We start from the raw sequence: 23,271 nt of genomic DNA, 5'->3' as shown, positions 1-23,271 counted from the left end.
GAACACGTATTTTAGACATGCGGGAGGAGATTACATGACGCCGACAAAGAGAATTCAGCCGCTGGCGCGTGACGCCATGGCCTATGTATTGGCCGGCGGACGCGGCAGCCGCCTTAAGGAACTGACCGACCGGCGGGCAAAACCCGCCGTCTATTTCGGCGGCAAGGCCCGGATTATCGATTTTGCCCTGTCGAACGCGCTAAATTCCGGCATTCGCCGCATCGGCGTCGCCACCCAGTACAAGGCCCATTCGCTGATCCGCCACATGCAGCGCGGCTGGGATTTCCTGCGGCCGGAACGCAATGAGAGCTTCGACATCCTGCCCGCCAGCCAGCGCGTTTCCGAAACGCAATGGTATGAAGGCACGGCAGATGCCGTCTTCCAGAATATCGATATTATCGAGCCTTATGGCCCGGAATATATGGTGATCCTGGCGGGCGACCACGTCTATAAGATGGACTATGAATTCATGCTCCAGCAGCATGTCGACAGTGGTGCCGATGTCACCATTGGCTGCATGGAAGTGCCACGCATGGAAGCCTCGGCTTTCGGTGTCATGCATGTCGACGAAAAGGACCAGATCATTGCCTTCGTCGAAAAGCCCGCCGATCCACCGGGCATTCCCGGCAACGAGACCATGGCGCTCGCCTCGATGGGCATTTATGTGTTCCACACCAAATTCCTGATGGATTGCCTGCGCCGCGACGCCGCCGACCCCAATTCCAGCCGGGATTTTGGCAAGGACATCATTCCCTATATCGTCGAGCATGGCAAAGCCGTGGCGCATCGCTTTGCCTCCTCCTGCGTGCGCTCGGATTTCGAAAAGACCCCCTATTGGCGCGATGTCGGCACCATCGATGCCTATTGGCAGGCCAATGTCGACCTGACCGACATCCTGCCAGAACTGGATATCTACGATAAATCCTGGCCGATCTGGACCTATGCCGAAATCAATCCGCCGGCAAAGTTCGTCCACGACGATGAAGGCCGTCGCGGTTCGGCGATTTCCTCTCTGGTCTCGGGCGATTGCATCATTTCCGGCTCGACGCTCTATCGCAGCCTGCTGTTTACCGGGGTTCGCGCCAATTCCTATTCGAGACTGGAAGGCGCCGTCATTCTGCCCAAGGTCACCATTGGCCGTCATGCCCGCTTGACCAATGTGGTGATCGACCATGGCGTCAACATCCCCGAAGGCCTGATTGTCGGCGAGGACCCGGAAATCGACGCCAAACGCTTCCGCCGCAGTGAAAACGGCATCTGCCTGATCACCCAGGCCATGCTGGACAAGCTGGAGCAATCGGGCACATGAACATCCTGTCCGTTGCATCGGAAGTCTATCCGCTGATCAAGACCGGCGGTCTCGCCGATGTGGCGGGCGCCCTGCCCCTGGCGCTCGAACCCTTGGGCATAGAAACCAGAACCCTGCTGCCGGGCTATCCGGCAGTCCTCGCCAAGCTTGTTAACACGGATGTGCTCCTGCATATGCCTGACCTTCTCGGCGAGACGGCAACCGTACTTTCGGCCCGGCATGAGGGCCTGGACCTGCTGATCCTTGATGCGCCAACGCTCTACAAGCGGGCTGGCGGCCCTTATGTTGACAGCGATGGCCGCGATTTCGCCGACAACTGGAAACGGTTCGCGGCGTTGTCGCTGGCGGGTGCCCGTATTGCCCAAGGCGCACTGGATGATTGGCGACCTGACCTCGTGCATGTCCACGATTGGCAGGCCGCTCTGGTGCCGGTTTATATGCGCTACGATGAGAAGCCGGAAGTTCCGAGCCTCATCACCATTCACAACATCGCCTTTCAGGGGCAATTTTCCGCCGACATTCTCCCCGCTCTTGGCCTGCCAGAGCATGCGCTGTGGGAAGCGCTTGAATATTACGGCACACTGGCTTTTCTGAAAGGCGGCATTGCCACGGCCCACGCCATCAGCACCGTCAGCCCGTCTTACGCCGAGGAAATTCTCGATCCGCATTTCGGCATGGGCATGGAAGGGCTGATCGCCAGCCGCGCCAATGACCTGTTCGGTATCGTCAACGGCATCGATACCGCCGTCTGGAACCCCGATGATGACGGGCTGATCGCCTCCCCTTATAGCACTGCTACCCTGCGCAAGCGCGTCGCCAACCGCGAGGCACTCACCCGGCATTTCGGCCTTGATGACGATGCGGCACCGATTTTCTGTGTGATTTCCCGCCTCACCTGGCAAAAGGGCATGGATGTGCTGGCCGAGGTCGCCGACGATCTGGTGGCCGCAGGCGGCAAACTGGTCATTCTGGGGTCCGGCGACCCCGCCCTGGAAGAGGCCTTGCAGGCGGCAGCCAGCCGTCATCCGGGCCGGATCGGCATGGTGATGGGTTATAACGAACCGCTGTCGCATCTGATGCAGGCGGGTGCCGATGCCATCCTCATTCCGTCAAGATTCGAACCTTGCGGCTTGACCCAGCTTTACGGCCTGCGCTACGGCTGTGTTCCGGTGGTGAGCCGCACCGGTGGTTTGAATGACACGGTCATCGACGCCAATGCGGCGGCACTTGCGGCAAAGGCTGCCACCGGCATACAGTTCGCCCCGGTCACGGTGGCAGGGTTGCGACAGGCGGTACGCCGGGCGATCCGCCTCTTCGACGACAAGAAACTATGGTATCAGATCCAGAAGCAGGGCATGAAAGCAGACGTATCCTGGACAGCAAGCGCCCAGCGCTACGTCGATGTTTATAACCGCCTCCTCGGAAAAGGCTGAAACACGCATGATTATTACGGTTCCAACCAAACCCTATTCGGACCAGAAACCCGGCACGTCGGGTCTGCGCAAGAAGGTGCCCCAATTCCAGCAGGAGCATTACGCCGAAAACTTCATCCAGTCGATTTTCGATTCGCTTGAGGATTTCAAAGGCAAGACGCTGGTAATTGGTGGCGATGGCCGGTTTTACAACCGTGAAGTCATCCAGAAAGCCATCAAGATGGCGGCGGCCAACGGCTTTGGCCGGGTGCTGGTCGGTCAGGGCGGCATTCTATCGACGCCAGCGGCCTCCAACATTATCCGCAAATACAAGGCCTTTGGCGGCATCGTGCTGTCGGCCAGCCACAATCCCGGCGGCCCGACCGAAGATTTCGGCATCAAATACAATATCGGCAATGGTGGACCTGCGCCCGAAAAGATCACCGACGCGATATACACCAATACCAAGACCATCACCGCCTATAAGACGGTTGAGGCAGCCGACATCAATCTCGACCGGATCGGCACATTCGATCTGGGCGAAATGACTGTCGAAGTCATCGACCCGGTTGCCGATTATGCCGCGCTGATGGAGCAATTGTTCGATTTTGCCGGTATCCGCAATCTGTTCAGCCTCGGCTTCCGCATGGTGTTCGACGCGATGAGCGCGGTCACCGGTCCCTATGCCAAGGAAATTCTCGAAAATCGCCTCGGCGCCCCTGATGGCACGGTGCGCAATTTCGTTCCGCTGCCGGATTTCGGCGGTCATCATCCCGACCCGAACCTCGTTCATGCCAAAGAGCTTTATGACGAGATGATGGGGTCGGATGCGCCTGATTTCGGCGCAGCCTCCGACGGCGACGGCGACCGTAACCTGATTATCGGCAAGGGCATATTCGTCACTCCATCAGACAGTCTGGCAATTCTGGCCGCCAATGCCAATCTGGCGCCCGGCTATTCCGGCGGCATTGCCGGCATTGCCCGCTCCATGCCGACCAGTGCCGCAGCCGACCGCGTCGCCGAGCGGCTGAAGATCGGCATGTACGAGACCCCGACCGGCTGGAAATTCTTCGGCAATCTGCTCGACGCCGGCAAGGTGACGATCTGCGGCGAGGAAAGTGCCGGAACCGGCTCCAGCCATGTGCGCGAAAAGGACGGGCTCTGGGCAGTCCTGCTCTGGCTGAACGTGCTGGCCAGCCGTGGCGAAAGCGTTCAGGACATTGTGCGCCAGCATTGGGCCTCCTATGGCCGCAATTTCTACTCCCGCCATGACTATGAGGAAGTGGATTCGGATGCGGCAAACGGGTTGATGGATGCATTGCGCGCCAAGCTTCCCGCCCTGCCCGGCACCATGATCGGCGAATTGAAGGTCGAAAAGGCCGATGACTTCGCCTATCACGATCCGGTCGACCATTCCGAAAGCAAGAAACAGGGCATCAGGGTGATGTTCGAGGGCGGCTCACGGGTGGTCTTCCGTCTGTCCGGCACCGGCACGTCGGGTGCAACACTGCGCGTCTATATCGAGCGCTATGAGCCAAACTCCTCCAATCACGGCATCGAAACCCAGGAGGCACTCGCCGACCTGATTGTTGCTGCCGAGGAGCTGGCCGGCATCAAGGCCCGCACCGGCCGCGACGCCCCAACCGTGATCACCTGATCGCGGATGGTCCTATGACAGGTGCTGGCGCTCGTCTCACGGCAACAGGCGCGGAATTTGCGGTCTATTCCCGTGATGCCGAGCGTCTGGACCTTTGCCTGTTCGATGAGACCGGAAACATAGAGCTTCGCCGCCTGCCGATGCAGCGCGGCGAAGACGATCTGCACCGGCTGACCGTCAAGGGACTAGTCGCTGGAGCACGATACGGCTACCGCGCCCATGGGCCGTATGATCCCGATCAAGGCCTGTGGTTTGATCCCGCCAAGCTGCTGGTCGATCCCTATGCGCTGGAAATCGACCGCCCCTTCCGTCACGATCCGCGCCTCACCTGGCTTGGCGAAGATACCGCCGATCTGACGCCCAGGGCCATCCTGACCGCGCCCGGACATGCTGTACTGGAGCCGCCTCGCCTGCCAGATGGCGGCTTTATCTATGAATTGCCAGTGCGTGGCTTCACCATGCTGCACCCTGACGTGCCGGAAAACCTGCGCGGCACGGTCGCGGCCCTCGCCCATCCGTCCGTCATCGCCCATCTGCAAGCCATTGGCGTCGATGCGGTGGAGCTTTTACCGATCACCGCCTGGATCGATGAACGGCACCTGCCGCCGCTCGGCCTTTCCAACAGCTGGGGCTATAACCCGATTGCCCTGATGGCGCTCGACCCGCGCCTCTGCCCCGGCGGCGTGGCGGAATTGCGCCGCACCGTCGAATGCCTGCATGAGAATGGCATCGGCGTCATCCTCGATCTGGTCTTCAACCATTCCGGCGAAAGCGACCGGTTCGGCGCGACGCTATCGATGCGCGGCCTCGACAACAGGAGCTATTACCGGCACCTGCCCGACCAGCCGGGCGTGCTGGTCAACGATACCGGCTGTGGCAACACCATTGCCTGCGACAGACCGGTGGTGCGCCAGTTGATCCTCGACACTTTGCGCCATTTCGTCATGGCGGCGGGCGTCGATGGCTTCCGTTTCGATCTCGCCCCGGTGCTGGGACGGACGGCAACAGGCTTTGAGGCGCAGGGCGAGACGCTAACCGCCATGCTCCAGGACCCGATTTTAAAGGACCGGGTGATGATTGCCGAGCCCTGGGATATCGGCCCCGGCGGCTACCAGCTCGGCAACTTCCCAGCACCGTTTCTGGAATGGAACGACCGCGCCCGCGACACCATGCGCCGCTTCTGGCGCGGCGATGACGGGTTGACCGGCGAGATGGCGACGGTGCTGGCGGGTTCATCGGATATTTTCTCGCGTAACGGCAGCACCCACACCCGCAGCGTCAATTTCATCGCCGCCCATGATGGTTTCACGCTGCTCGATCTGGTGTCCTATGCCGATAAGCACAATGAGGCGAATGGCGAGGATAACAGAGACGGCCATAGTGACAATCACAGCTGGAACAATGGCACGGAGGGTGAGACCGGCGACCCTGATATCCTTGCCGCCCGCAAGCGTGATTGTATCGCTCTGCTCTCCACCCTGTTTGTCTCGAAAGGCTGGGTGATGCTGACGGCTGGCGACGAAGGCGCACGCAGCCAGCGCGGTAACAACAATGCCTATTGCCAGGACAATGCCATCACCTGGCTGGATTGGTCAGTGCTCGATGCCGATCTGGTCGCCCATACCGGGCGGCTGGCCGCCCTTCGCCGGCGGTTTCCGGCCCTTGCAGATCCGGGCTTTTTCACCGGCAATGGCGATGTCAGCTGGATCGATGCATCCGGCCTGACTATGAGCGTCGAGACCTGGCAAAATCCACAGACCCGCTTCTTAGGCCTGCTGGTGGCCACCCCGGATCGCACCACAGGACGCGACACGCGGCTGGCAATCCTGATCAATCGCGGTGAAGCGCGCACGGTCGATCTTCCCGCCTCATCAGGCGGGAGATGGCGGGAGATTTTTTCGGATGCAGCTGTTTCAAAACTGATGATCGAACCCCGCCATGTGGCATTTCTCGTCGAGGGCTGAGACCGCCCGCAACAGGTCTGCCTTGACCGCCAATGCCGGGCCTCATGGTTTCCACGGGAGCCGGACGTAGAAACGACATGATAAGCGTCTACATTCATTGAATGATTTTTATCGACACCGTCCTTAAACCATTCCCCGGCACACCGGAATTAACGATTTTCTCACTCTTTGCGCTTGATTCTGAGCATTCAGGACATGGTTTCACCCAATTATCGAGTGCGTGATTTTCAGCCGCCACAAATGGCGATAGGGTTCTTCTTGATCTGGACACCCACCAGAGCCCCAACCCAACGAGAGCAGAGCATGCAGCGTCAAATTTCTCTCGCAGATGTCCCGGCCCTGGTCGGGGAGGAACTGGGCATATCCAAATGGATCACCGTCGATCAAACCATGATCGATGCCTTCGCCACCGCCACCGGCGATCACCAGTTCATCCATACCGATCCTGAACGCGCCAAGGCCGAAACACCCTATGGCGGCACCATTGCCCATGGGTTTCTGACGATCTCGCTGCTATCGGCAATGAATTACGATTGCCTGCCGGTGATCCGCGAACAAACTATGGGCATCAATTACGGCTTTGAGAAAATCCGGCTGATGGCGCCGGTCCGCTCGGGAAAGCGGGTGCGCGGCCGCTTCGTGCTGGCTGGTGCCCGGTTTCGCGGCGCAGGCATGCTGATGACCACCTATGATGTCAGTGTCGAGATCGAGGAGGAGCGCAAACCGGCGCTCACCGCCATCTGGCAGACCATCATCCAGTTCGACCCCGAAAACCGGCCGGAAGGGGTTTGAGATGACGATTGACAGCCTGCGTCATGCCCTCACCGATCAGGCCCGCTCCTGTGACAGTCTTGGCTCACCCTTCACCGCAAGGCTGTGCCGTCTTGCCGCCGAGCGGCTGACGCCCGCAAGCGCGATTGGCGCGCGGCTGATCGATTGGCCAGGCGACATCACGTCTGCCGGTGATTCCGTGCCGCTGCGGTTGGCGGGTACGCTTCATGCCCTGGTTTTGAGCAGGGAAAGTCCTGATCTGACTGCTGTCTATCCGCCTCATGTCGCCACGGACGACGCGCTTTGGGCCGCAGTCGAAGCCGCCTTCCGCGACCATCAAGCCTTCATGCAGGCCCGGCTGAATTCTGCGCCGCAGACCAATGAGGTCCGCCGTTCCGCAGCCCTTTTGCCGGGCTTCCTCACCATTGCCTCGCTGTTCGGCCTGCCGTTGCGGTTGTCGGAGATCGGCGCCAGCGCCGGGCTGAACCTGCAATGGGACCGCTATGCCTATCGGCTGGGTGAAGCGAGCTGGGGCGATGGTTCGCCGGTTCTGCTCGCACCCGACTGGCAAGGCCCACCGCCGCCATCTGCGACGATCACCGTTACGGAACGGGCCGGTTGCGATCTCAACCCTCTCGATCCCGCCAAGGCTGAGGATTGCGAGCGGTTGTTTTCCTATATCTGGGCCGATCAGGCCGACCGGCTTGAGCGCACCAAAGCAGCCCTGGCGCTGGCACGAAGCAACGATCTTTACGTGGACCGCATGGATGCAATCGACTGGCTGACGCAAAGACTGGCTCCGTCCCATCCGGGCCAGATGCATGTCGTCTATCATTCCATCGCCTGGCAATATTTTCCCCAGGCACTGAAAGCCGAGGGCGAAGCGCTGATTGCACAAGCCGGTCAACGGGCAACGGCGCAGGCCCCGTTCGCCCGCCTGCAAATGGAAGCAGATGGCCAGCGCGATGGCGCCAGCCTCAATCTGCAAATCTGGCCGGGCGGTGAGCGCCAGGAGATCGGCCGCGCCGATTTCCATGGCCGATGGGTCAAATGGCAGGGCTGGACAGCCTGAACCGCCACGCTGCTTTCTTTCGACACGCCACCCGCTGCCTTATTTGAACACCGGCGGCTGGCTGAGATCCATGGCAGGCTTTGCCGCAGGGGCGCTTGCTCCGCCCAGGCCGGGGGGCGTGCCGAAATTCAGGCCAGACCCATCGCCAAGCGAAGGCAGGCTCATGCCACCGCCGCCTGCCCCAAAGCCCGGTACTTCGATCTTCACCTTGTCGAGGTCGATATCCTTGGCCTTTTCCACCCACATGGTCACCGATTGCGGCCAGAAAATCACCACGCCGACAATAACCAGCTGCATGCAGATCCACGGGATAGAGCCGAGGTAGATTTCGCGGGTCTTGACGCTCTTCGGTGCCACGCTGCGCAGGTAGAACAGCGCAAAGCCAAAGGGCGGGTGCATGAAACTGGTCTGCATATTGACGCAGATCAGCACCCCGAACCAGATCAGGTCGATGCCCAGATGCTGCGCCACCGGTGCCAGCATCGGGATGACGATGAAGGCGATTTCGAAGAAATCGAGGAAAAAGGCGAGGAAGAAAATGAAGAAGTTGACGAAGATCAGGAAGCCTAGCTGTCCCCCCGGCAGGCCGGACAGCAGATGCTCGATCCAACGGGAACCGTCCATGCCCTGAAACACCAGGCTGAAACAGGTGGAGCCGATCAGGATCATCACCACCATCGAGGTGATGGTCATGGTCGATTCCATCGCCTGACGCACCAGCACCCTGGTCAACCGCCGATGCACCGCCGCCAGCACCAGCGCGCCGACGACACCCAGCGCCCCCGCTTCCGTCGGCGTGGCAAGACCAAGGAAAATCGTGCCCAGCACCAGGAAAATCAGCACGATGGACGGCAGCATGCCGGCCAGAACCTTGCCGATCAGCCGGCCATCCAGCTCGCCGCGTACTTCCTTCGGCAAAGGTGGCACCAGCGAAGGCCGGAAAATCGAAATCGCCAGGATGAACAGCATATAGATGGCGATCTGCATGCCAGCCGGGCCGATGGCGCCCATATACATGTCGCCCACCGACTTGCCCAATTGGTCGGACAGAATGACCAGCACCAGCGATGGCGGAATAAGCTGGGCCATCGTTCCCGACGCCGCGATGACGCCGGTGGCGATCCGCTGGTTATAGCCATAGCGCAACATGACCGGCAGCGAGATCATGCCCATGGTGATGACCGAGGCCGCCACCGTGCCGGTAATCGCGCCCAGAATGGCGCCGACGAAAATCACCGCATAGGCAATGCCACCCGGCACCGCGCCAAACAGCTTGCCCGTACCTTCCAGAAGGTCTTCCGCCAGCCCGCACCGCTCCAGAATGGACCCCATCATGGTGAAGAAGGGAATGGCCAGCAACAGATCGTTGGAGACGATACCGAAGAACCGCAGCGGCAGGGCCTGAAGAAACATTTCGCTGAAATGGCCGGTGGCGATACCGATCATGCCGAAGAACATGCCGACCGCGCCCAGCGAAAACGCCACCGGAAAGCCGAACAGCATGAACAGCACCATGCCCAGAAACATCGCGGGCGGAATAATTCCGAAATCAAACATAACACGTCCCCCTCAGGCATGTCCTTCCGCTCTGCTGTCGTCCCCGGACGCCGGAAGGCATCAACGGGACGGGCAGGCAGATATTATTGCAGCGGCTTTTCGTAGCTGACGTCGATATCGATGCGGCCGGTCAGTGCGGCAATGCGCTTGATCAGTTCCGACAGGCCCTGCAAGGTCAAAAGCCCGAAACCCGTCACCAGGATCAGCTTGACCGGCCAGCGGATCAAGCCACCGGCATTGGCCGACATTTCGCCCTGCTGATAGGATAGCCAGAAAAACGGCCAGCACAGCCAGGTCAGGAAAATACAGACCGGTAAAAGAAACAGCACGAGACCGATCAGGTCGATCCACAGCCGCTTGCGCTCCGACACCGATCCATAAATCAGATCGACCCGGACATGGCCGTTCTTGCGCAAGGTATGCGATGCCCCCAGCACAACGACATAGGCAAACAGATACCACTGTATTTCCAGCCAGCCGTTTGAACTGATATTGAACAGATACCGAATAATCGCGTTACCGGCGCTGATCAGGCAGCACAGCATGACCAGATATTCCGCCACCCGGCCAACGCCCGCGCTTAGCGCATCGATAGCCCGCCCCCATGCCAGCAAAACAGTCATATAAGCCTCCCAACTCCCTTATTTGCTTAGAACAAGGGGCGGACATGCGCAACCGGGCGGTGGCCTGCCATGCACGGGATTAGCAGGAGTTTGGCCTTGAAAGCCTGTCAAGTTCGCCTAAAGTTCTACGGCACTATCCGTTTCATCAAGCGGATGATGCTGTAGCATTTTAAATTTGCGGCATGATTTTCTCTTGAAAACCAGTTCCGGTTTTAAGAATTATGCGGTAGCCTGTGGGAAATACACGCTTTTGGGGAGTAAGAGCATGAGCGAAGACCATTCCGGCCCGGTCGAAACGGGCGCCTCGATGGATTATCCCGCCCACGAACGGACCTATGACAGTTTCATAGCCGCGTCGAAATATGGCACCGTCATTCTCGTGGCGCTGATGATCGCCATGGCCGCCGGATTTTTCACCACAGCCGGATTTCTCGGCGGCATTTTGGTGTTCCTGATCCTCAGCGTCATCGGCGTTTTCATGATGCGGTAAACCGCGATTGCCAATCTCCAGAACTGACCAATCTCCAGAACTGAAAGGCCGGCAATGCCGGCCTTTTCTATGGAACTGTGTCAGTTGCTTCAGCTTGTCGAGCCGCGTGTGCGGGCAAGACCATCGCGGGCAGGCGTGTATTTGCCATCCAGGCTCAGGGCATGGGCGTAGGACTTGGCCGCCTTGACCTTGTCGCCGCGCCGCTCGTAGACCAGCGCCTGATTGGCCCAGGATTCAGCCAGCTTCGGATTCATGTCGATGGCATGGTTGAAATCGGCAAAGGCGTTTTCGTCGTCGTTCAGCGCCAGATAGCTCACGCCACGGCCGTTATAAGGCTCAGGCGCGCTGGGCGACAGCGAGATCGCCTTGGAAAAATCGTCGATCGCCTTGTCGTGCTGGCCACGCAGCTGGAAGATCAGGCCACGATTGTGATAGGCGCGGCCATCGGTGGTATCCAGCTCGATTGCCTTGGAGAAATCCTGAAATGCCTCATCCACCCGGCCCGCCTGGCGGTAGATATTGCCACGGCCGATATAGGCGACATCATAGCTGCCATTGATCTTCAGCGCAGCGGTATAATCATTGGCGGCTTCCACCGGCTTGCCCATATTGCGATAGACAAGCGCGCGGTTGGCATAGGCCTGATAGAAATTCGGGTTGAGTTGCAGCGCGGTGTTGAAGTCGGCCAGCGCCTTCTGGAACTCGCCAGCCCGGCCATAGGCGGAGCCCCGCACGTTATAGCCGCCTGGGTCGCGTGGATTGGACGCGATAACCGACGACAGCGAGGAAATATTTTCCTTGGAGCCCTGATCGCGATCGATGCTGATCATGTCGCTTGACTGATTGGTGGATTGGCATCCGGCAAGCGTCAGCATGGCGGTGAGGCCAAGCGCCAGCATATGGCAGCTTTTGCCGCGCATGTTAGCCCCCAGGCGACCGGCTGTTGGACCGGAGTTGAAAACCTTATCGACCATTGGCGTCATGCTTTCCGTTCCACCTGTTCAAAACGTCGGACTATGCCGAAACTGAAAAGGAAACGCCGCAGCGTTCCTAAAGTTCTGTCCGTTCAACAAAACTTTATCCGGAGACTTGTCTATACCGAGACCTGTTTATCCCGAAACTTGGCTTACATCCGAATGCAGACGGTTTCCACCGCGCAAATGCAAAAACCACATCATTCCAGCAATTTGCGGCCTTTATAGCATCGGACCGAAACGTAGAAACCGGTTTTGCGACGAATCCGATGCGACAACAAAACTCTATGGCAGCGCGCCGGTCCAATGTCCCGAATGAGGCTATAGCCCGGCCACGACGCGACTATGCCGGCTGCCGATCTGCCTGTCATAGAAAATTTCACACGAAAAAGCGGCCGCGAACTGATCGCTGCCGCTCAATCGGATCATGTCGCGCTTTGAAAAAACGCGGGAAACGTCAATTAGCGGCTGCCAAGTGCCGGACGTGCCGGAGCGGCAATCAGGCCTTCGCGCTGCATCTTCTTGCGGGCCAGCTTGCGAACGCGGCGAACGGCTTCAGCCTTTTCGCGAGCGCGCTTTTGCGACGGCTTTTCATAATAGTCACGCATTTTCATTTCACGGAAGATGCCTTCGCGCTGCATCTTCTTCTTCAAGGCGCGAAGCGCCTGATCAACGTTGTTATCGCGGACAAGTACCTGCACGTCGAATCCCGTTCCTTTGGTTTGGTGGTCGTTTTCCGCCGGGACACGAATTCTGCCGAACCATGCCTTTCACGGACCAAAAAAGAGTGTTCCGCTGGCCCGCAGGACCAGCGATTAGGGAGCGCCAATAACAGATCGGACTTTCGAAGTCCAGACGGCAAGTGCCGCTGCCCAAAAAAATCCGCAACCAAGCGGCGCCGCCCTGCAAAACATCACTCCTATGTGGTTCTGCGACCGCCGGTGAAGCGATCGTGGCAGGCGAGATATTGGCCATGTGTCAAAAGACCGATAGAAGCGTGTCGCAAAGAAAGGGACATGGTCTTTATCGATCTGTCACAGCTTGCTTTGTCCACGATGACCCGACGACCCCGCGGTGTCCATTGATGCCAGCGTTATAGGACGCCAGCGCGATGGTCAGTATGGGGCCAGTGTGGTGGCAAGTGCGATGGATTAAAAGCCTGTCGGAATCTATGATTGTTTCTGGCATAAGCTTAAGATCTGGACCCCTGCGAGCCATCGTAGAACAACCTGAACGCCCCTGCATCCGCAGCCGCCCGGCCCTTCCATGGCCAGCGACACACGCGGACGCAAAACAGCCAGGCTGGATAACGCCTGAAGGAGATGACGCGAATGCGCAAATATTCGGTTTTTGCCGTAGCCCGCGAGGCGCTTCGCGCCCATACAGGCTGGAGCGCGCAATGGACCTCACCAGAGCCGCGCAAATCCTATGACGTCATCATCATCGGCGGCGGCGGCCATGGTCTGGGTGCTGCCTATTATCTGGCCAAGGAACATGGCATCACCAATATTGCCGTGATTGAAAAAGGCTGGATTGGCGGCGGCAACACAGGCCGCAACACCACCATCATTCGCTCCAACTATCTCTATGAAGAGAGCATGGACATTTACGAGCACTCCCTGAAACTCTGGGAGGGCTTGAGCCAGGAGCTGAATTACAATGTGATGTATTCGGCCCGCGGTGTGATGATGCTGTCGCACAATGTGCATGACAAGCAGAGCTTCAAGCGCCACGTTCACGCCAACACGCTCTATGGCATTGATAATGAGTGGCTGACGCCAGAACAGGCCAAGGCTTTCTGCCCGCCGCTGGAGATTGCCAAAACCGCCCGTTACCCCATCAATGGTGCCGCTCTGCAACGGCGCGGCGGCACGGCCCGCCATGATGCCGTGGCCTGGGGCTATGCCCGCGCGGCATCTGATCGCGGCGTGCATATCATTCAAAATTGCGAGGTCACGGCTATTCGTCGTGGACCAAACGGTGAAGTCACCGGCGTTGAGACCTCCAAGGGCTTTATTGGCGCAAAGAAAATCGGCGTTTCGGCCTCGGGCCATAATTCCATGGTCATGGGCATGGCCGATGTGCGCCTGCCAATCCATTCCACGCCGTTGCAGGCGCTGGTATCTGAGCCGCTGAAGCCGATTTTCCCCTGCGTGGTGATGTCCAACACCGTGCATGCCTATATCTCGCAATCGGATAAGGGCGAACTGGTGATTGGCGCAGGCACCGACCAGTATAATTCCTATTCCCAGACCGGCGGTTTGCAGATCATCACCCACACGCTGGATGCGATTTGTGAGCTCTTCCCCATTTTCCGCCGCGTCAAGATGATGCGCCAATGGGGCGGCATTACCGACAACACAGCCGACCGCTCGCCGATCCAGAGTGTGACGCCTGTGCCAAACCTGTTTGTCAATTGCGGCTGGGGCACGGGCGGCTTCAAGGCCACGCCGGGTTCTGCCAACCTGTTTGCCCATCTGATCGCCAAGGGCGAGCCCCATGCACTGGCCAAGGGCCTGACGCTGGATCGGTTCCGCACCGGACGGTTGATTGATGAAGCGGCAGCCGCCGCTGTGGCGCACTAATAAAGAGGGATTGAGAAAATGCTGTTGATCAAATGTCCCTATTGTCAGGAAGCGCGTTCCGAGTTGGAATTTCACGGCGCTGGCGAGGCCCATATTGTGCGGCCAGCCAATATTGCCGAAATTTCCGATGAGGAATTCGAAGCCTTCTTCTTTCTGCGGGATAACCCCAAGGGAATCATCTTTGAGCGCTGGCGCCACCTGCATGGCTGCGGGCGGTTTTTCAATGCGGTGCGCGATACCGTCAGCGACAAATTCTTGCTGACCTACAAGATCGGGGAATCCAAGCCCGATGACGCCACAGTACAGGTCCTCATGGACAACAAGGGAGCTGCGAAATGAGCGGTGCCAATCGTATTCCCGGCAAGGGCCGCCTGACGCCTGCCAGAACCGCCCGTTTCACCGTCGATGGTCGCATCCTCACCGCCCTTGAGGGCGATACCGCGGCATCGGCCCTGCTGGCCAATGGCATTCATCTGGTTGGTCGCTCGTTCAAATATCACCGTCCGCGCGGCATTCTCACCGCTGGCCCGGAAGAGCCAAACGCGCTTTTGGACATTTCCCGCGATAGCGCCCGGCGTCAGCCAAACGTGCGCGCTCCCGTGCAGGAAGTGTTTGATGGCATGCGGGTGCAGACGCAAAATCGCTGGCCATCGCTGTCCATGGATATTGGCGCGGTCAACGACATGCTCTCGCCCTTCTTTGCCGCAGGGTTTTACTACAAGACCTTCATGTGGCCGAAGAGCTTCTGGCACAAGATTTATGAGCCAATCATCCGCCGTGCCGCAGGCCTTGGCGTGGCCCCGACCGAAGAGGATACCGACCATTATGCCAACCGCTACGCCCATTGCGATGTGATGGTGGTGGGTGGCGGCGTGGCTGGTCTGACGGCTGCCCTTGCGGCGGCCGAGACCGGCGCATCGGTGATCATCTGCGATGAGCAGCCTGAAATGGGAGGTGCCTTCCATTACGATACGGGTGCCGTGATTGACGGCCAAAACGGCTATGACTGGGCGCAGGCCACCGTGGCCAAGCTGAAAGCCATGGACAATGTCACCGTGTTGACCCGCACCACGGCATTTGGCTATTACAACCACAATTTCCTTGGTCTTGCAGAGCGCATTACCGACCACATCGCCAAGCCCGCCAAGGGCCTTCCCCGCGAACGGCTGTGGCAGGTGCGGGCGAAAAAGGTGGTGCTGGCCACCGGCGCCATTGAGCGCCACATGGTATTTGCCAACAACGACCGCCCCGGCATTATGCTGGCATCCGCTGCGCGCACTTATCTCAACCATTTTGGCGTGGCTGTGGGCGCGAAAGTGGCGGTCTACACTGCCCACGATTCGGCCTATGAAGCCGCGATTGACCTGAAAAAAGCAGGCGTTACCATTGCCGCCATTGTCGATTGCCGTGAAAAGCCCGGCGAGGCCGTGCTGGCAGAGGCTAGAGCACTGGGCATTGAAGTGCTGACCGGCCATGGCGTCACCGACACCTCCGGCCGTCTGCGGGTAAAAACCATCAGCGTGCAGCGCAACTCCGGCGGCTCTACCCGCAAGATTGATGTGGATGCGCTGCTGGTCTCCGCAGGCTGGACGCCGTCTGTGCATCTGTTTTCGCAATCGCGTGGCAAGCTGAAGTTTGACGCCGCCAAGGATCGGTTCCTGCCGGATGTGTACGTGCAGGAAAGCCTCTGCGTGGGTGCCTGCAACGGCACGGATGATCTTGGCGATCTGCTGACTGAGGCCCATGCCGCTGGCGCAAAATTTGCGGCAGAAGCGGGTGCGGAAGGCGCAACAGCCGCCCTTCCCACGGGAAGCAATGCCCACACATGGACAGGCGGCATGATTGGTGCCGCCCAAGGCGCTGGCCGCGATACCACGGTCAAAGCCTTTATCGACTTCCAGCACGATGTCTGCGCCAAGGACATTCGCTTGGCGGTGCGCGAAGGCATGCATTCCATCGAGCATATCAAGCGCTTCACCACCAATGGCATGGCGTCTGATCAGGGCAAGCTGTCCAATATGCATGGTCTGGCGATTGCCGCCGAAATGCTGGGCAAGGATATTCCGCAAGTGGGTCTCACCACCTTCCGTGCGCCCTATACGCCTGTGACCTTTGGCACGCTGATCAACCATTCACGCGGCGAATTGTTTGACCCGACCCGCAAGACGCCGATGCATGACCTCGAAACTGCGCTTGGCGCGGAATTCGAAGATGTCGGCAATTGGAAGCGCGCCTGGTACTATCCCCGCCCCGGCGAGGATATGCATGCCGCCGTCAACCGCGAATGCAAGACGGCGCGCGAAGTGGCTGGCGTGTTCAATGCCTCCACGCTTGGCAAGATCGAGGTGGTTGGCCCGGATGCGGCCAAATTCCTCAACCTGATCTACACCAACCCATGGGATAGCCTGAAACCCGGCAAGTGCCGCTATGGCATCATGACCCGCGATGACGGCTTTATCTATGACGACGGCGTGGTTGGACGGTTGGCCGAAGACCGCTTCCATGTCACCACCACCACCGGCGGTGCGGCCCGCGTGCTGAACCATATGGAAGACTATCTGCAAACGGAATTCCCGGAGCTGAAAGTCTGGCTCACCTCCGCTTCCGAGCAATGGGCGGTGATTGCCGTGCAGGGACCAAAGGCGCGCGATATCATCGCACCTTTTGTCGAAGGCATTGATATTTCCACTGAGGCCTTCCCGCATATGAGCGTGGCGGAAGGCAAGTTCTGCGGCGTACCAACCCGGCTGTTCCGCGTGTCGTTCACCGGGGAAGTCGGCTTTGAAATCAACGTGCCAGCCGATTACGGCGCGTCGGTGTTGGAAGCCGTGTGGAAGCGGGCGGAAAGCCTTGGTGCCTGCCTCTATGGCACGGAAACCATGCACGTGCTGCGCGCTGAAAAGGGCTATATCATCGTCGGCCAGGATACCGATGGCACGCTGACGCCTGACGATGCCAATTACGGCTGGGCAGTCTCGAAGAAAAAGGCCGACTTCGTTGGTATTCGCGGCCTCAAACGCCCGGATCTGGTGAAGGAAGGTCGCAAGCAACTGGTCGGCCTCAAGACCAAAGACCCGAACGAAGTGCTGGAAGAAGGCGCACAGATTGTTGCCAACCCCAACCAGCCAAAGCCGATGACCATGCTGGGGCATGTCACCTCGTCCTATTGGTCGGAAAGTCTTGGCCAATCGATTGCCATTGCCACGGTGGCCGGTGGCCGGGCGCGGATGGGCGAAACGCTCTATGTGCCGATGCCTGACAAGACAATCGCCGTGGAAGTGACCGACATGGTATTTTACGACAAGGAAGGAAGCCGCATCCATGGTTGAGCCAATCACCTCCAGCGAGATGACCGCGATCCGCAAATCGGTTCTTGACGGCGCCTATGGCGGCTCCGCCCATGTGGCGCTGACGCCAGCCGCCCCCGCCTCACGCATCTCGCTGCGGGCCGGAGCGGATGCCGTCTCTGGTCTTTCCTCAGCCCTTGGCCTGGAACTGCCCACGGCGCCGAAAACCTCCGCCCATGCCGGTGCCCGCCTTGCCTTTTGGCTCGGCCCGGACGAATGGCTTGTCATTGACGAAGACGGTGCCGATCTGGTCGCCGCCTCTAGCGCCTCCGGCACCATTCACTCCGCCACCGATGTCTCCCACCGCAACACCGCCATCCTGGTCTCCGGCCCCGGCGCTGTTCAAACCCTCAACACCGCCTCCCCGCTCGACCTGTCGCTGAAAACCTTTCCCCTCGGCGCTGTCACCCGCACCGTGTTCGGCAAGATCGAAATCGTGCTCTACCGGATGAGTGAAGACGCCTTCCGGGTGGAATGCTGGCGGTCCTTTGCCGAATATGCCTTCGGCATGTTGCAGGAAGGGGCTGCGGACGCGGCGTGAACAGGGGTGACAGGCGTTAGAGGCTGTCAGGTTGAACCACAGGACACGACACTTTAGCTTTGCGTGCTGGGTTTCCCCTCACCCCGCCTCCGCTACGCTCAGCGGACCTCTCCCCGCTGGGGAGAGGAAGCCATAAACGCTGCGGCTCTTTCCTTCTTCTCCCCCAACTCTTTATTTAAGAAATGGGGAGGAGAAGGTGGCGGCAGCCGGATGAGGGGGCGGCGAAGCCGAAAAACCTTTGCGTCTACTGTGAAGATTAACCTGATGGACTCTATATCTCTTTGTTTTACTCTGTCTTCGGGGGAAAATGTATTCCCCTTTTTCTAAGGTAAATTCTAAAGAATCAGCCTTTCCTTGCGCAATTGCGCAAACAGGGCGAAAAAGGCCTCGTCGGTGGGCTGGTAGCGGTTAAAACCCATTGTCCGGCTCTTGCTCATATCGGTCACCACTTCAATCGGCCGCCCAAGATCGGCGTCGGTATGCCAAGGTGAGGCAAGACGCGACAGGTCTTTTTCGATCAGGCCATGGCGCTCGGCAAGTTCCCGCCAGATGGCCGCGTCCTCTGCCATCTGCTGTTCCAGCGGCAGGACCGTGCCGTCGAACGGAGCAGGCTCCAGCCCAAACCAGTTGGCAATCCGGCCCCACATCCAGCTCCAGCGGAAAATATCGCCATTGACCACATTGAAGGCCTGATTGCGGCATTGGGGAGTGGTTGCGGCCCAGAGCAGTTGTTCGGCCAGAACACCAGCATCGGTCATATCCGTCAGGCCGTTCCACTGAACGGCAGAGCCGGGGAAACGGAAGGGCCGCCCGGTTTCCCGGCAGAGCGTCGCATAGACGGCAAGCGTCGTTCCCATGTTCATGGCATTGCCAACCGCCTTGCCGATCACCGTATGCGGGCGATGCACGCTCCAGGAAAATCCGTCGCGCCCGGCTGCGGCAAACACTTCATCTTCTTGCGCATAGTAAAAATTCTCGACATCCAGCCTGCCCTGATCCTCCCGGAACGGTGTCTGTGGCAGGGTGCCCTTGCCATAGGCCTCGAAGGGGCCGAGATAGTGTTTGAGCCCCGTGACCAAGGCTACATGGGCAACCGACCCGGCTGGACGCAGCGCATCCAGCACATTACGCACCATCGCCGCATTGACCCGGATGTTTTCCGCCTCACTTGATTGCCGCGCCCATGTCGAGATGAACACCACGTCGGGCTTCACGTCGGAAAGAGCCCGCGCCGTCGCCTCACGGTCCTGAAGATCGGCGGCCACAGGCTGCATACCGTCTTTGGCAACCGGCGACCGGGCCAGACCGTGCACGGCCCATCCCTTTGCCAACAGGAGATCCACCGTCGCACTGCCAACGATACCGCTTGCGCCGACAACCAATGCTGATCCAACCATCTTCATGCTCCTTCTGTCTGAAGGCAGAGATGTAGGCGCCCCTTGCCTTTAAAAAAGACGGCACCATTTACGGGCCTAGACACCAGAAGGTAACCACCATGCACCCAGGAACGCCCGAAACCGAGTGGCGCGAAGATTGCGCGCCGCGCCGCGTACTCGAACTGTTTTCCACCAAATGGACCAGCATGGTGCTGCACACCCTACATGCCCGCCATGGGGGCGAGGCGCGCACCGGCGTGCTGCTGCGCAGCCTGCCCGGTATTTCCAAGAAAATGCTGACCCAGACCCTGCGCGACATGGAGGCCAGCGGCCTGATCTCCCGCCACGTCCAGGCCACCATTCCACCCGCCGTCGAATACCGGCTGACCCCGCTCGGCAATCGGTTTATCGAGCCGGTCGAGATGCTCTATGCCTGGGGCCGTGACAATGCCGACGCGCTGGATGCGTTGCGGCCAAGGCCGGGGTCGCGGCGGGAGGTTTCGGAGGGGTAAGGTGGAACCGGGTCGCGGCAGCGACTTAAGACGGCTTTCTATTGACATCGAAAGCATCACAGACCCAATTCAGAATGCGACCCAAGTCGAACGAGCTGAAGAAGTTCAGCGTCCGGCTTGCGGTAAATCAGCACCAGATCGGGCTTCACGTGGCAATCACGGTGATCTTTCCACTCACCCGTTAGGGCGTGATCACGGTATCTGGCTTCAAGAACCTCATCCTGGGCCAAAGCTGCGATAACAGGCAGCAACTCGTCTTCGAGAATTGTGCGATAGCGCCCCTTGGACTCTCGCTTCAAATCACGCTTAAATTGCCCAGTTTGCTCAATTTTTCGCACGGATCGCCGCTTTGAGATCATCGAGCGTCACAGTCTCCACCTTGCCCACGCGAGCCTCTCGCATGGCGGCAATCGTGGTTTCATTGGGGATCAGCGGTTCGAACGGCAGCGCCTTTTCCTGCGCAACCTTGGTCAGCAACAGCCGCACGGCATCCGACACAGTCAACCCCATGGCCGCGAGAACGACCGTTGCTTCTGCTTTGATCTCACCGTCAATACGGGCTTGCACCAGTTGATTTGCAACCATCGGTCATACTCCTTGTATGAATGACAATGTAATTCAATATTTCCGAAATGCAAGCGTTTCATGGTGCGGCAATTGCGAATCGAGTGGCGAAGCCTCTTGAATAGCTCTTTAAAGAGTGCGAATAATAGGTCTCCAAACAGTTCAGAGAACAATACCATGACCCACATTGTCCTTGCCGAAGTGACAGCCAGCGTGTCTGAGCTGAAAAAGAATCCGATGGGGACAGTTGCCGCAGGCGATGGGGCGGCGGTGGCTATTCTCAATCGCAACGAACCGGCCTTCTATTGCGTTCCGGCGTCAGCCTATGAAGCTATGATCGAACGGCTCGATGATCTCGAACTCAATGCCATTGCCGATGCGCGGGCGAATGATCCCGTCGTGAAGGTGACACTGGATGAGCTATGAGCTGGCATTTGTCGATGCCGCGCTGAAAGAATGGCGAAAGCTCGATCATAGCGTCAGAGAGCAATTCAAGAAGAAGCTCGCCGAACGTTGCATCAACCCGCGCTTACCCTCCGCACAACTCTCTGGCGCCAAGGATCGTTACAAGATCAAGCTACGCGGCGCTGGCTATCGGCTGGTTTATGAAGTGCGCGATAAAGACATCATCATTGTCGTTGTGGCGGTCGGCAGGCGGGATCGTTCCGGCGTGTATAAGGCAGCCGCTGACCGAAATGTGCTTTAGGCACCGGGCAAGAAATCGGAATTGGCAGCATACGGCACAAGCGTTTCTACGCGCCGTTTACCCCCCTCTGTCCTGCCAGCGTTCGTCATTTGAAACGATTCACTGGATCGTTTCATCGGCTTTGCCGACCACTCCTCACCCCACCTCAAGGGGGGAGATCGGCAAGATCAAACGATTTCGCCCGTTAGCATCCTGAACCTCTGGAAATGACGTTTAACAGGGAGTGATTGCATACCCTCCCCGATCTCCCCCCGTGAGGGGGAGATGGCTGGCAAGCCAGAGGGGGGTGAGCCACACGTAAAAACGCATATTTCACAATACCACACCCCCAAATTACCCCTTCCCCTCCATACCCGTTATGCGCTAAACCATTCCCAGGATCGGTTGTAACGAACCGATCCTGGAGTATCGAAACTCCTCGTAGAACGGCCCGTGTCGGTCGTTATAAAGGCACCCCTCAGCCATAGGTTTGTGGCTGAGGCGGTGGACCATGACTATATGGTTCCCCACACCGCTCTTCTTTGGCGTCGGGGAGGCCTTGGCGCATGTCCAGAGCTTCGGCTTAAAGGCCAAGGCAGTCGTTTCTACGCGGCTTTCGAACTCCCCGATCACCAGAGGGCAAAATCCTCCGGTGATCGCTTGGCTCATAAGCGCGGGAGGAATGGACTATGGCCGATTACAATGTCTGGGCCGATCTTTTCAGGACATGGCAGTCCACGTCCGATTGGATCAAGGCGGTCGCAATCGTCACGCCACCGGCGTTTGCGATGGGGGCGCTGGCATTGCTGCTGCGCTATAGGCTGGCGGCGCATCAGGACCTACCCCGCACCTACCATCTGCTGGAGCCGCCACAGCACCCCGCGCAACCGCCCGAGATAGTTGACAGCACAGCTGTCGATGCCGCCAATGATCTTCAAAACCGGCTGGAAGACGCCCGCCGCACATTAATGCAGCAGGGCCGATCCCTGACAGACAGATCGCAGCAGACAGACCCCGAAACCCGGCAGAAGATTGAACAGATCATTCTTGAAGAATACCACCGCAAATCCGATCCGTCTGATGCTCTCGCCCGTCTGCGGCAGTTTTTGATCGATCAGCGAAGGTCGCGGGGTCATCGACCGGAAGTGGGAGATTGAAGCCATAAAGTCGATGTAAAGTGTCAGCATGTCATTTGTCGCGCTACACCCATACAACGCCGGAATATCAATTTTCTTTTGCAATAGTACGGAATTTCCGTATAATCTTTGAGCCATGAATACGCCATTCGATCCCGAAAAAGACGCTGTAAACCGGGAGAAGCACAAGCTGACGCTGTCCTTCGGAAACACGATTTTCGAAGACGATAATCATCTGATCCTGCCCTCCATTCGTCCCGAAGACGGGGAAGAACGCTTCAAGGTGATAGGAATGGTCGGTGGCAAATTGTTTACAGGCGTCTTTACCTGGCGGGATGATCAGGCGCGGTTTATATCGGTGAGAAGGAGCAACAAGGGTGAAGAACGAGCCTATTATTCTCCCTGCTGATGCAGCGGACCACAACGATTTCGATGTGACACCCGAAGCAATGGATCGCGGTCAGCGCGCCCGGCTGATCCGCATGACCAGAACGAAACTCGGTCTGTCGCAGGGCGAATTTGCAAACCGGTTCCATGTGCCTGTCGGCACGCTGCGCGATTGGGAACAGGCCCGCGCCACGGCTCCGGATTTTGCCATAGCCTATGTGCGCGTCATTGGCCAATATCCTGAAATGGTCGCAAAGGCCGTGGCATAGGCTCTCATTCCCTGAGCCTATGCCTGTATGCGAGCTTACA

The 23,271-nt window shown here is 58.8% G+C and carries 24 protein-coding genes; 17 read left to right on the top strand and 7 right to left on the bottom strand.

Annotated elements, in window-relative coordinates:
- Positions 1–34 precede the first annotated feature (34 nt).
- The 6 genes from glgC to V6582_RS14060 all read left to right on the top strand — a co-directional run bounded on the left by glgC (position 35) and on the right by V6582_RS14060 (position 8,185).
- On the top strand, positions 35–1,309 hold the full coding sequence (gene glgC / locus V6582_RS14085) for a glucose-1-phosphate adenylyltransferase (RefSeq protein WP_156631823.1): 1,275 nt from the start codon (positions 35–37) through the stop codon (positions 1,307–1,309).
- Positions 1,306–2,742 (top strand): glycogen synthase GlgA, encoded by a 1,437-nt coding sequence (gene glgA, locus V6582_RS14080; RefSeq protein ID WP_156631822.1) that lies wholly within the window; start codon positions 1,306–1,308, stop codon positions 2,740–2,742. The genes glgC and glgA overlap by 4 nt, the downstream gene beginning before the upstream one ends.
- Before the next feature lie 7 nt (positions 2,743–2,749).
- Positions 2,750–4,378: an alpha-D-glucose phosphate-specific phosphoglucomutase gene (locus V6582_RS14075; protein ID WP_156631821.1), complete on the top strand. Its 1,629-nt coding sequence runs from the start codon at positions 2,750–2,752 to the stop codon at positions 4,376–4,378.
- Positions 4,379–4,392: 14 nt separating this feature from the next.
- Complete coding sequence (gene glgX, locus V6582_RS14070; RefSeq protein WP_156631820.1) at positions 4,393–6,342, top strand: glycogen debranching protein GlgX; 1,950 nt, start codon at positions 4,393–4,395, stop codon at positions 6,340–6,342.
- A 303-nt stretch (positions 6,343–6,645) separates the two neighbouring features.
- Positions 6,646–7,134: a MaoC family dehydratase gene (locus V6582_RS14065; protein WP_070153548.1), complete on the top strand. Its 489-nt coding sequence runs from the start codon at positions 6,646–6,648 to the stop codon at positions 7,132–7,134.
- Position 7,135: 1 nt separating this feature from the next.
- The gene (locus V6582_RS14060; protein ID WP_156631819.1) at positions 7,136–8,185 is read left to right on the top strand and encodes a DUF2332 domain-containing protein; all 1,050 of its coding nucleotides are present in this window, start codon (positions 7,136–7,138) and stop codon (positions 8,183–8,185) included.
- Between the two features lie 39 nt (positions 8,186–8,224).
- Here the strand turns inward: V6582_RS14060 and V6582_RS14055 are convergent, their stop codons facing one another.
- Both V6582_RS14055 and V6582_RS14050 read right to left on the bottom strand, forming a co-directional pair.
- On the bottom strand, positions 8,225–9,742 hold the full coding sequence (locus tag V6582_RS14055; protein ID WP_156631818.1) for a TRAP transporter large permease: 1,518 nt from the start codon (positions 9,740–9,742) through the stop codon (positions 8,225–8,227).
- An 83-nt stretch (positions 9,743–9,825) separates the two neighbouring features.
- Entirely contained in the window at positions 9,826–10,365 is a 540-nt protein-coding gene (locus V6582_RS14050; RefSeq protein ID WP_156631817.1) for a TRAP transporter small permease subunit, read from the bottom strand.
- A 265-nt stretch (positions 10,366–10,630) separates the two neighbouring features.
- Between V6582_RS14050 and V6582_RS14045 the strand changes: the two genes are divergently transcribed.
- Positions 10,631–10,855 carry an aa3-type cytochrome c oxidase subunit IV gene (locus tag V6582_RS14045; protein WP_156631816.1) on the top strand — a complete coding sequence of 75 codons (225 nt, stop codon included), beginning with the start codon at positions 10,631–10,633 and terminating at the stop codon, positions 10,853–10,855.
- Between the two features lie 89 nt (positions 10,856–10,944).
- Here V6582_RS14045 and V6582_RS14040 read toward each other — a convergent pair whose 3' ends face one another.
- Together V6582_RS14040 and rpsU are read right to left on the bottom strand one after the other, a co-directional pair.
- Positions 10,945–11,775: a tetratricopeptide repeat protein gene (locus tag V6582_RS14040; RefSeq protein ID WP_156631859.1), complete on the bottom strand. Its 831-nt coding sequence runs from the start codon at positions 11,773–11,775 to the stop codon at positions 10,945–10,947.
- 515 nt (positions 11,776–12,290) lie between these two features.
- Positions 12,291–12,530 (bottom strand): 30S ribosomal protein S21, encoded by a 240-nt coding sequence (gene rpsU / locus V6582_RS14035; protein WP_337739246.1) that lies wholly within the window; start codon positions 12,528–12,530, stop codon positions 12,291–12,293.
- 630 nt (positions 12,531–13,160) lie between these two features.
- Between rpsU and V6582_RS14030 the strand changes: the two genes are divergently transcribed.
- The 4 genes from V6582_RS14030 to V6582_RS14015 are packed head-to-tail and all read left to right on the top strand — an operon-like array spanning position 13,161 to position 18,302.
- On the top strand, positions 13,161–14,414 hold the full coding sequence (locus V6582_RS14030) for a sarcosine oxidase subunit beta family protein (RefSeq protein WP_156631815.1): 1,254 nt from the start codon (positions 13,161–13,163) through the stop codon (positions 14,412–14,414).
- Between the two features lie 18 nt (positions 14,415–14,432).
- A complete protein-coding gene (locus tag V6582_RS14025) occupies positions 14,433–14,753 on the top strand; it encodes a sarcosine oxidase subunit delta (RefSeq protein ID WP_156631814.1) in 321 nt (106 codons plus the stop codon).
- Complete coding sequence (locus V6582_RS14020) at positions 14,750–17,743, top strand: sarcosine oxidase subunit alpha (protein WP_156631813.1); 2,994 nt, start codon at positions 14,750–14,752, stop codon at positions 17,741–17,743. Before V6582_RS14025 ends, V6582_RS14020 begins: the two co-directional genes overlap by 4 nt.
- Entirely contained in the window at positions 17,736–18,302 is a 567-nt protein-coding gene (locus tag V6582_RS14015; RefSeq protein ID WP_156631812.1) for a sarcosine oxidase subunit gamma, read from the top strand. The genes V6582_RS14020 and V6582_RS14015 overlap by 8 nt, the downstream gene beginning before the upstream one ends.
- Positions 18,303–18,637: 335 nt before the next feature.
- On the opposite strand, the gene V6582_RS14010 is transcribed toward V6582_RS14015, so the two are convergent.
- Positions 18,638–19,699 (bottom strand): SDR family oxidoreductase, encoded by a 1,062-nt coding sequence (locus V6582_RS14010; RefSeq protein WP_156631811.1) that lies wholly within the window; start codon positions 19,697–19,699, stop codon positions 18,638–18,640.
- Positions 19,700–19,797: 98 nt separating this feature from the next.
- Here V6582_RS14010 and V6582_RS14005 point away from each other — a divergent pair, with 98 nt between their 5' ends.
- Positions 19,798–20,190, top strand: a complete 393-nt coding sequence (locus V6582_RS14005) for a winged helix-turn-helix transcriptional regulator (protein WP_156631810.1) — start codon at positions 19,798–19,800, stop codon at positions 20,188–20,190.
- Positions 20,191–20,246: 56 nt separating this feature from the next.
- Here V6582_RS14005 and V6582_RS14000 read toward each other — a convergent pair whose 3' ends face one another.
- Entirely contained in the window at positions 20,247–20,528 is a 282-nt protein-coding gene (locus V6582_RS14000; protein ID WP_071203788.1) for a type II toxin-antitoxin system YafQ family toxin, read from the bottom strand.
- Positions 20,515–20,775, bottom strand: coding sequence for a type II toxin-antitoxin system RelB/DinJ family antitoxin (locus V6582_RS13995; protein ID WP_156631809.1), 261 nt, complete (start codon positions 20,773–20,775; stop codon positions 20,515–20,517). The genes V6582_RS14000 and V6582_RS13995 overlap by 14 nt, the downstream gene beginning before the upstream one ends.
- A 156-nt stretch (positions 20,776–20,931) precedes the next feature.
- On the opposite strand from V6582_RS13995, the gene V6582_RS13990 reads away from it, so the two are divergent.
- The 5 genes from V6582_RS13990 (at position 20,932) to V6582_RS13970 (ending at position 23,231) form a co-directional block, all read left to right on the top strand.
- Entirely contained in the window at positions 20,932–21,180 is a 249-nt protein-coding gene (locus tag V6582_RS13990; RefSeq protein WP_087729203.1) for a type II toxin-antitoxin system Phd/YefM family antitoxin, read from the top strand.
- Entirely contained in the window at positions 21,170–21,460 is a 291-nt protein-coding gene (locus V6582_RS13985) for a type II toxin-antitoxin system RelE family toxin (RefSeq protein ID WP_156631808.1), read from the top strand. The genes V6582_RS13990 and V6582_RS13985 overlap by 11 nt, the downstream gene beginning before the upstream one ends.
- Before the next feature lie 668 nt (positions 21,461–22,128).
- Entirely contained in the window at positions 22,129–22,596 is a 468-nt protein-coding gene (locus V6582_RS13980; RefSeq protein WP_156631807.1) for a protein kinase, read from the top strand.
- Positions 22,597–22,711: 115 nt separating this feature from the next.
- A complete protein-coding gene (locus V6582_RS13975; RefSeq protein ID WP_156631806.1) occupies positions 22,712–22,984 on the top strand; it encodes a BrnT family toxin in 273 nt (90 codons plus the stop codon).
- Complete coding sequence (locus tag V6582_RS13970; protein WP_337739245.1) at positions 22,953–23,231, top strand: helix-turn-helix domain-containing protein; 279 nt, start codon at positions 22,953–22,955, stop codon at positions 23,229–23,231. Before V6582_RS13975 ends, V6582_RS13970 begins: the two co-directional genes overlap by 32 nt.
- Positions 23,232–23,271: the final 40 nt, after the last annotated feature.

The organism is Agrobacterium vitis (genome assembly GCF_037039395.1).
In the GTDB taxonomy this organism is placed as follows: Bacteria; Pseudomonadota; Alphaproteobacteria; order Rhizobiales; family Rhizobiaceae; genus Allorhizobium; species Allorhizobium vitis_E.
This window is presented reverse-complemented; position numbering and strand designations above follow the sequence as displayed.

Coding starts and splice junctions, on each gene's coding strand:
- V6582_RS14030 (WP_156631815.1), top strand. CDS start 13,161: ATGCGCAAATATTCGGTTTTTGCCGTAGCCCGCGAGGCGCTTCGCGCC.
- V6582_RS13980 (WP_156631807.1), top strand. CDS start 22,129: ATGGCCGATTACAATGTCTGGGCCGATCTTTTCAGGACATGGCAGTCC.
- V6582_RS14010 (WP_156631811.1), bottom strand. CDS start 19,699: ATGGTTGGATCAGCATTGGTTGTCGGCGCAAGCGGTATCGTTGGCAGT.
- V6582_RS14055 (WP_156631818.1), bottom strand. CDS start 9,742: ATGTTTGATTTCGGAATTATTCCGCCCGCGATGTTTCTGGGCATGGTG.
- V6582_RS14065 (WP_070153548.1), top strand. CDS start 6,646: ATGCAGCGTCAAATTTCTCTCGCAGATGTCCCGGCCCTGGTCGGGGAG.
- V6582_RS14040 (WP_156631859.1), bottom strand. CDS start 11,775: ATGCGCGGCAAAAGCTGCCATATGCTGGCGCTTGGCCTCACCGCCATG.
- glgX (WP_156631820.1), top strand. CDS start 4,393: ATGACAGGTGCTGGCGCTCGTCTCACGGCAACAGGCGCGGAATTTGCG.
- V6582_RS13990 (WP_087729203.1), top strand. CDS start 20,932: ATGACCCACATTGTCCTTGCCGAAGTGACAGCCAGCGTGTCTGAGCTG.
- glgA (WP_156631822.1), top strand. CDS start 1,306: ATGAACATCCTGTCCGTTGCATCGGAAGTCTATCCGCTGATCAAGACC.
- glgC (WP_156631823.1), top strand. CDS start 35: ATGACGCCGACAAAGAGAATTCAGCCGCTGGCGCGTGACGCCATGGCC.
- V6582_RS14045 (WP_156631816.1), top strand. CDS start 10,631: ATGAGCGAAGACCATTCCGGCCCGGTCGAAACGGGCGCCTCGATGGAT.
- V6582_RS14060 (WP_156631819.1), top strand. CDS start 7,136: ATGACGATTGACAGCCTGCGTCATGCCCTCACCGATCAGGCCCGCTCC.
- V6582_RS14015 (WP_156631812.1), top strand. CDS start 17,736: ATGGTTGAGCCAATCACCTCCAGCGAGATGACCGCGATCCGCAAATCG.
- V6582_RS13995 (WP_156631809.1), bottom strand. CDS start 20,775: ATGGTTGCAAATCAACTGGTGCAAGCCCGTATTGACGGTGAGATCAAA.
- V6582_RS14050 (WP_156631817.1), bottom strand. CDS start 10,365: ATGACTGTTTTGCTGGCATGGGGGCGGGCTATCGATGCGCTAAGCGCG.
- V6582_RS14020 (WP_156631813.1), top strand. CDS start 14,750: ATGAGCGGTGCCAATCGTATTCCCGGCAAGGGCCGCCTGACGCCTGCC.
- V6582_RS14005 (WP_156631810.1), top strand. CDS start 19,798: ATGCACCCAGGAACGCCCGAAACCGAGTGGCGCGAAGATTGCGCGCCG.
- V6582_RS14025 (WP_156631814.1), top strand. CDS start 14,433: ATGCTGTTGATCAAATGTCCCTATTGTCAGGAAGCGCGTTCCGAGTTG.
- V6582_RS14075 (WP_156631821.1), top strand. CDS start 2,750: ATGATTATTACGGTTCCAACCAAACCCTATTCGGACCAGAAACCCGGC.
- V6582_RS13975 (WP_156631806.1), top strand. CDS start 22,712: ATGAATACGCCATTCGATCCCGAAAAAGACGCTGTAAACCGGGAGAAG.
- V6582_RS13985 (WP_156631808.1), top strand. CDS start 21,170: ATGAGCTATGAGCTGGCATTTGTCGATGCCGCGCTGAAAGAATGGCGA.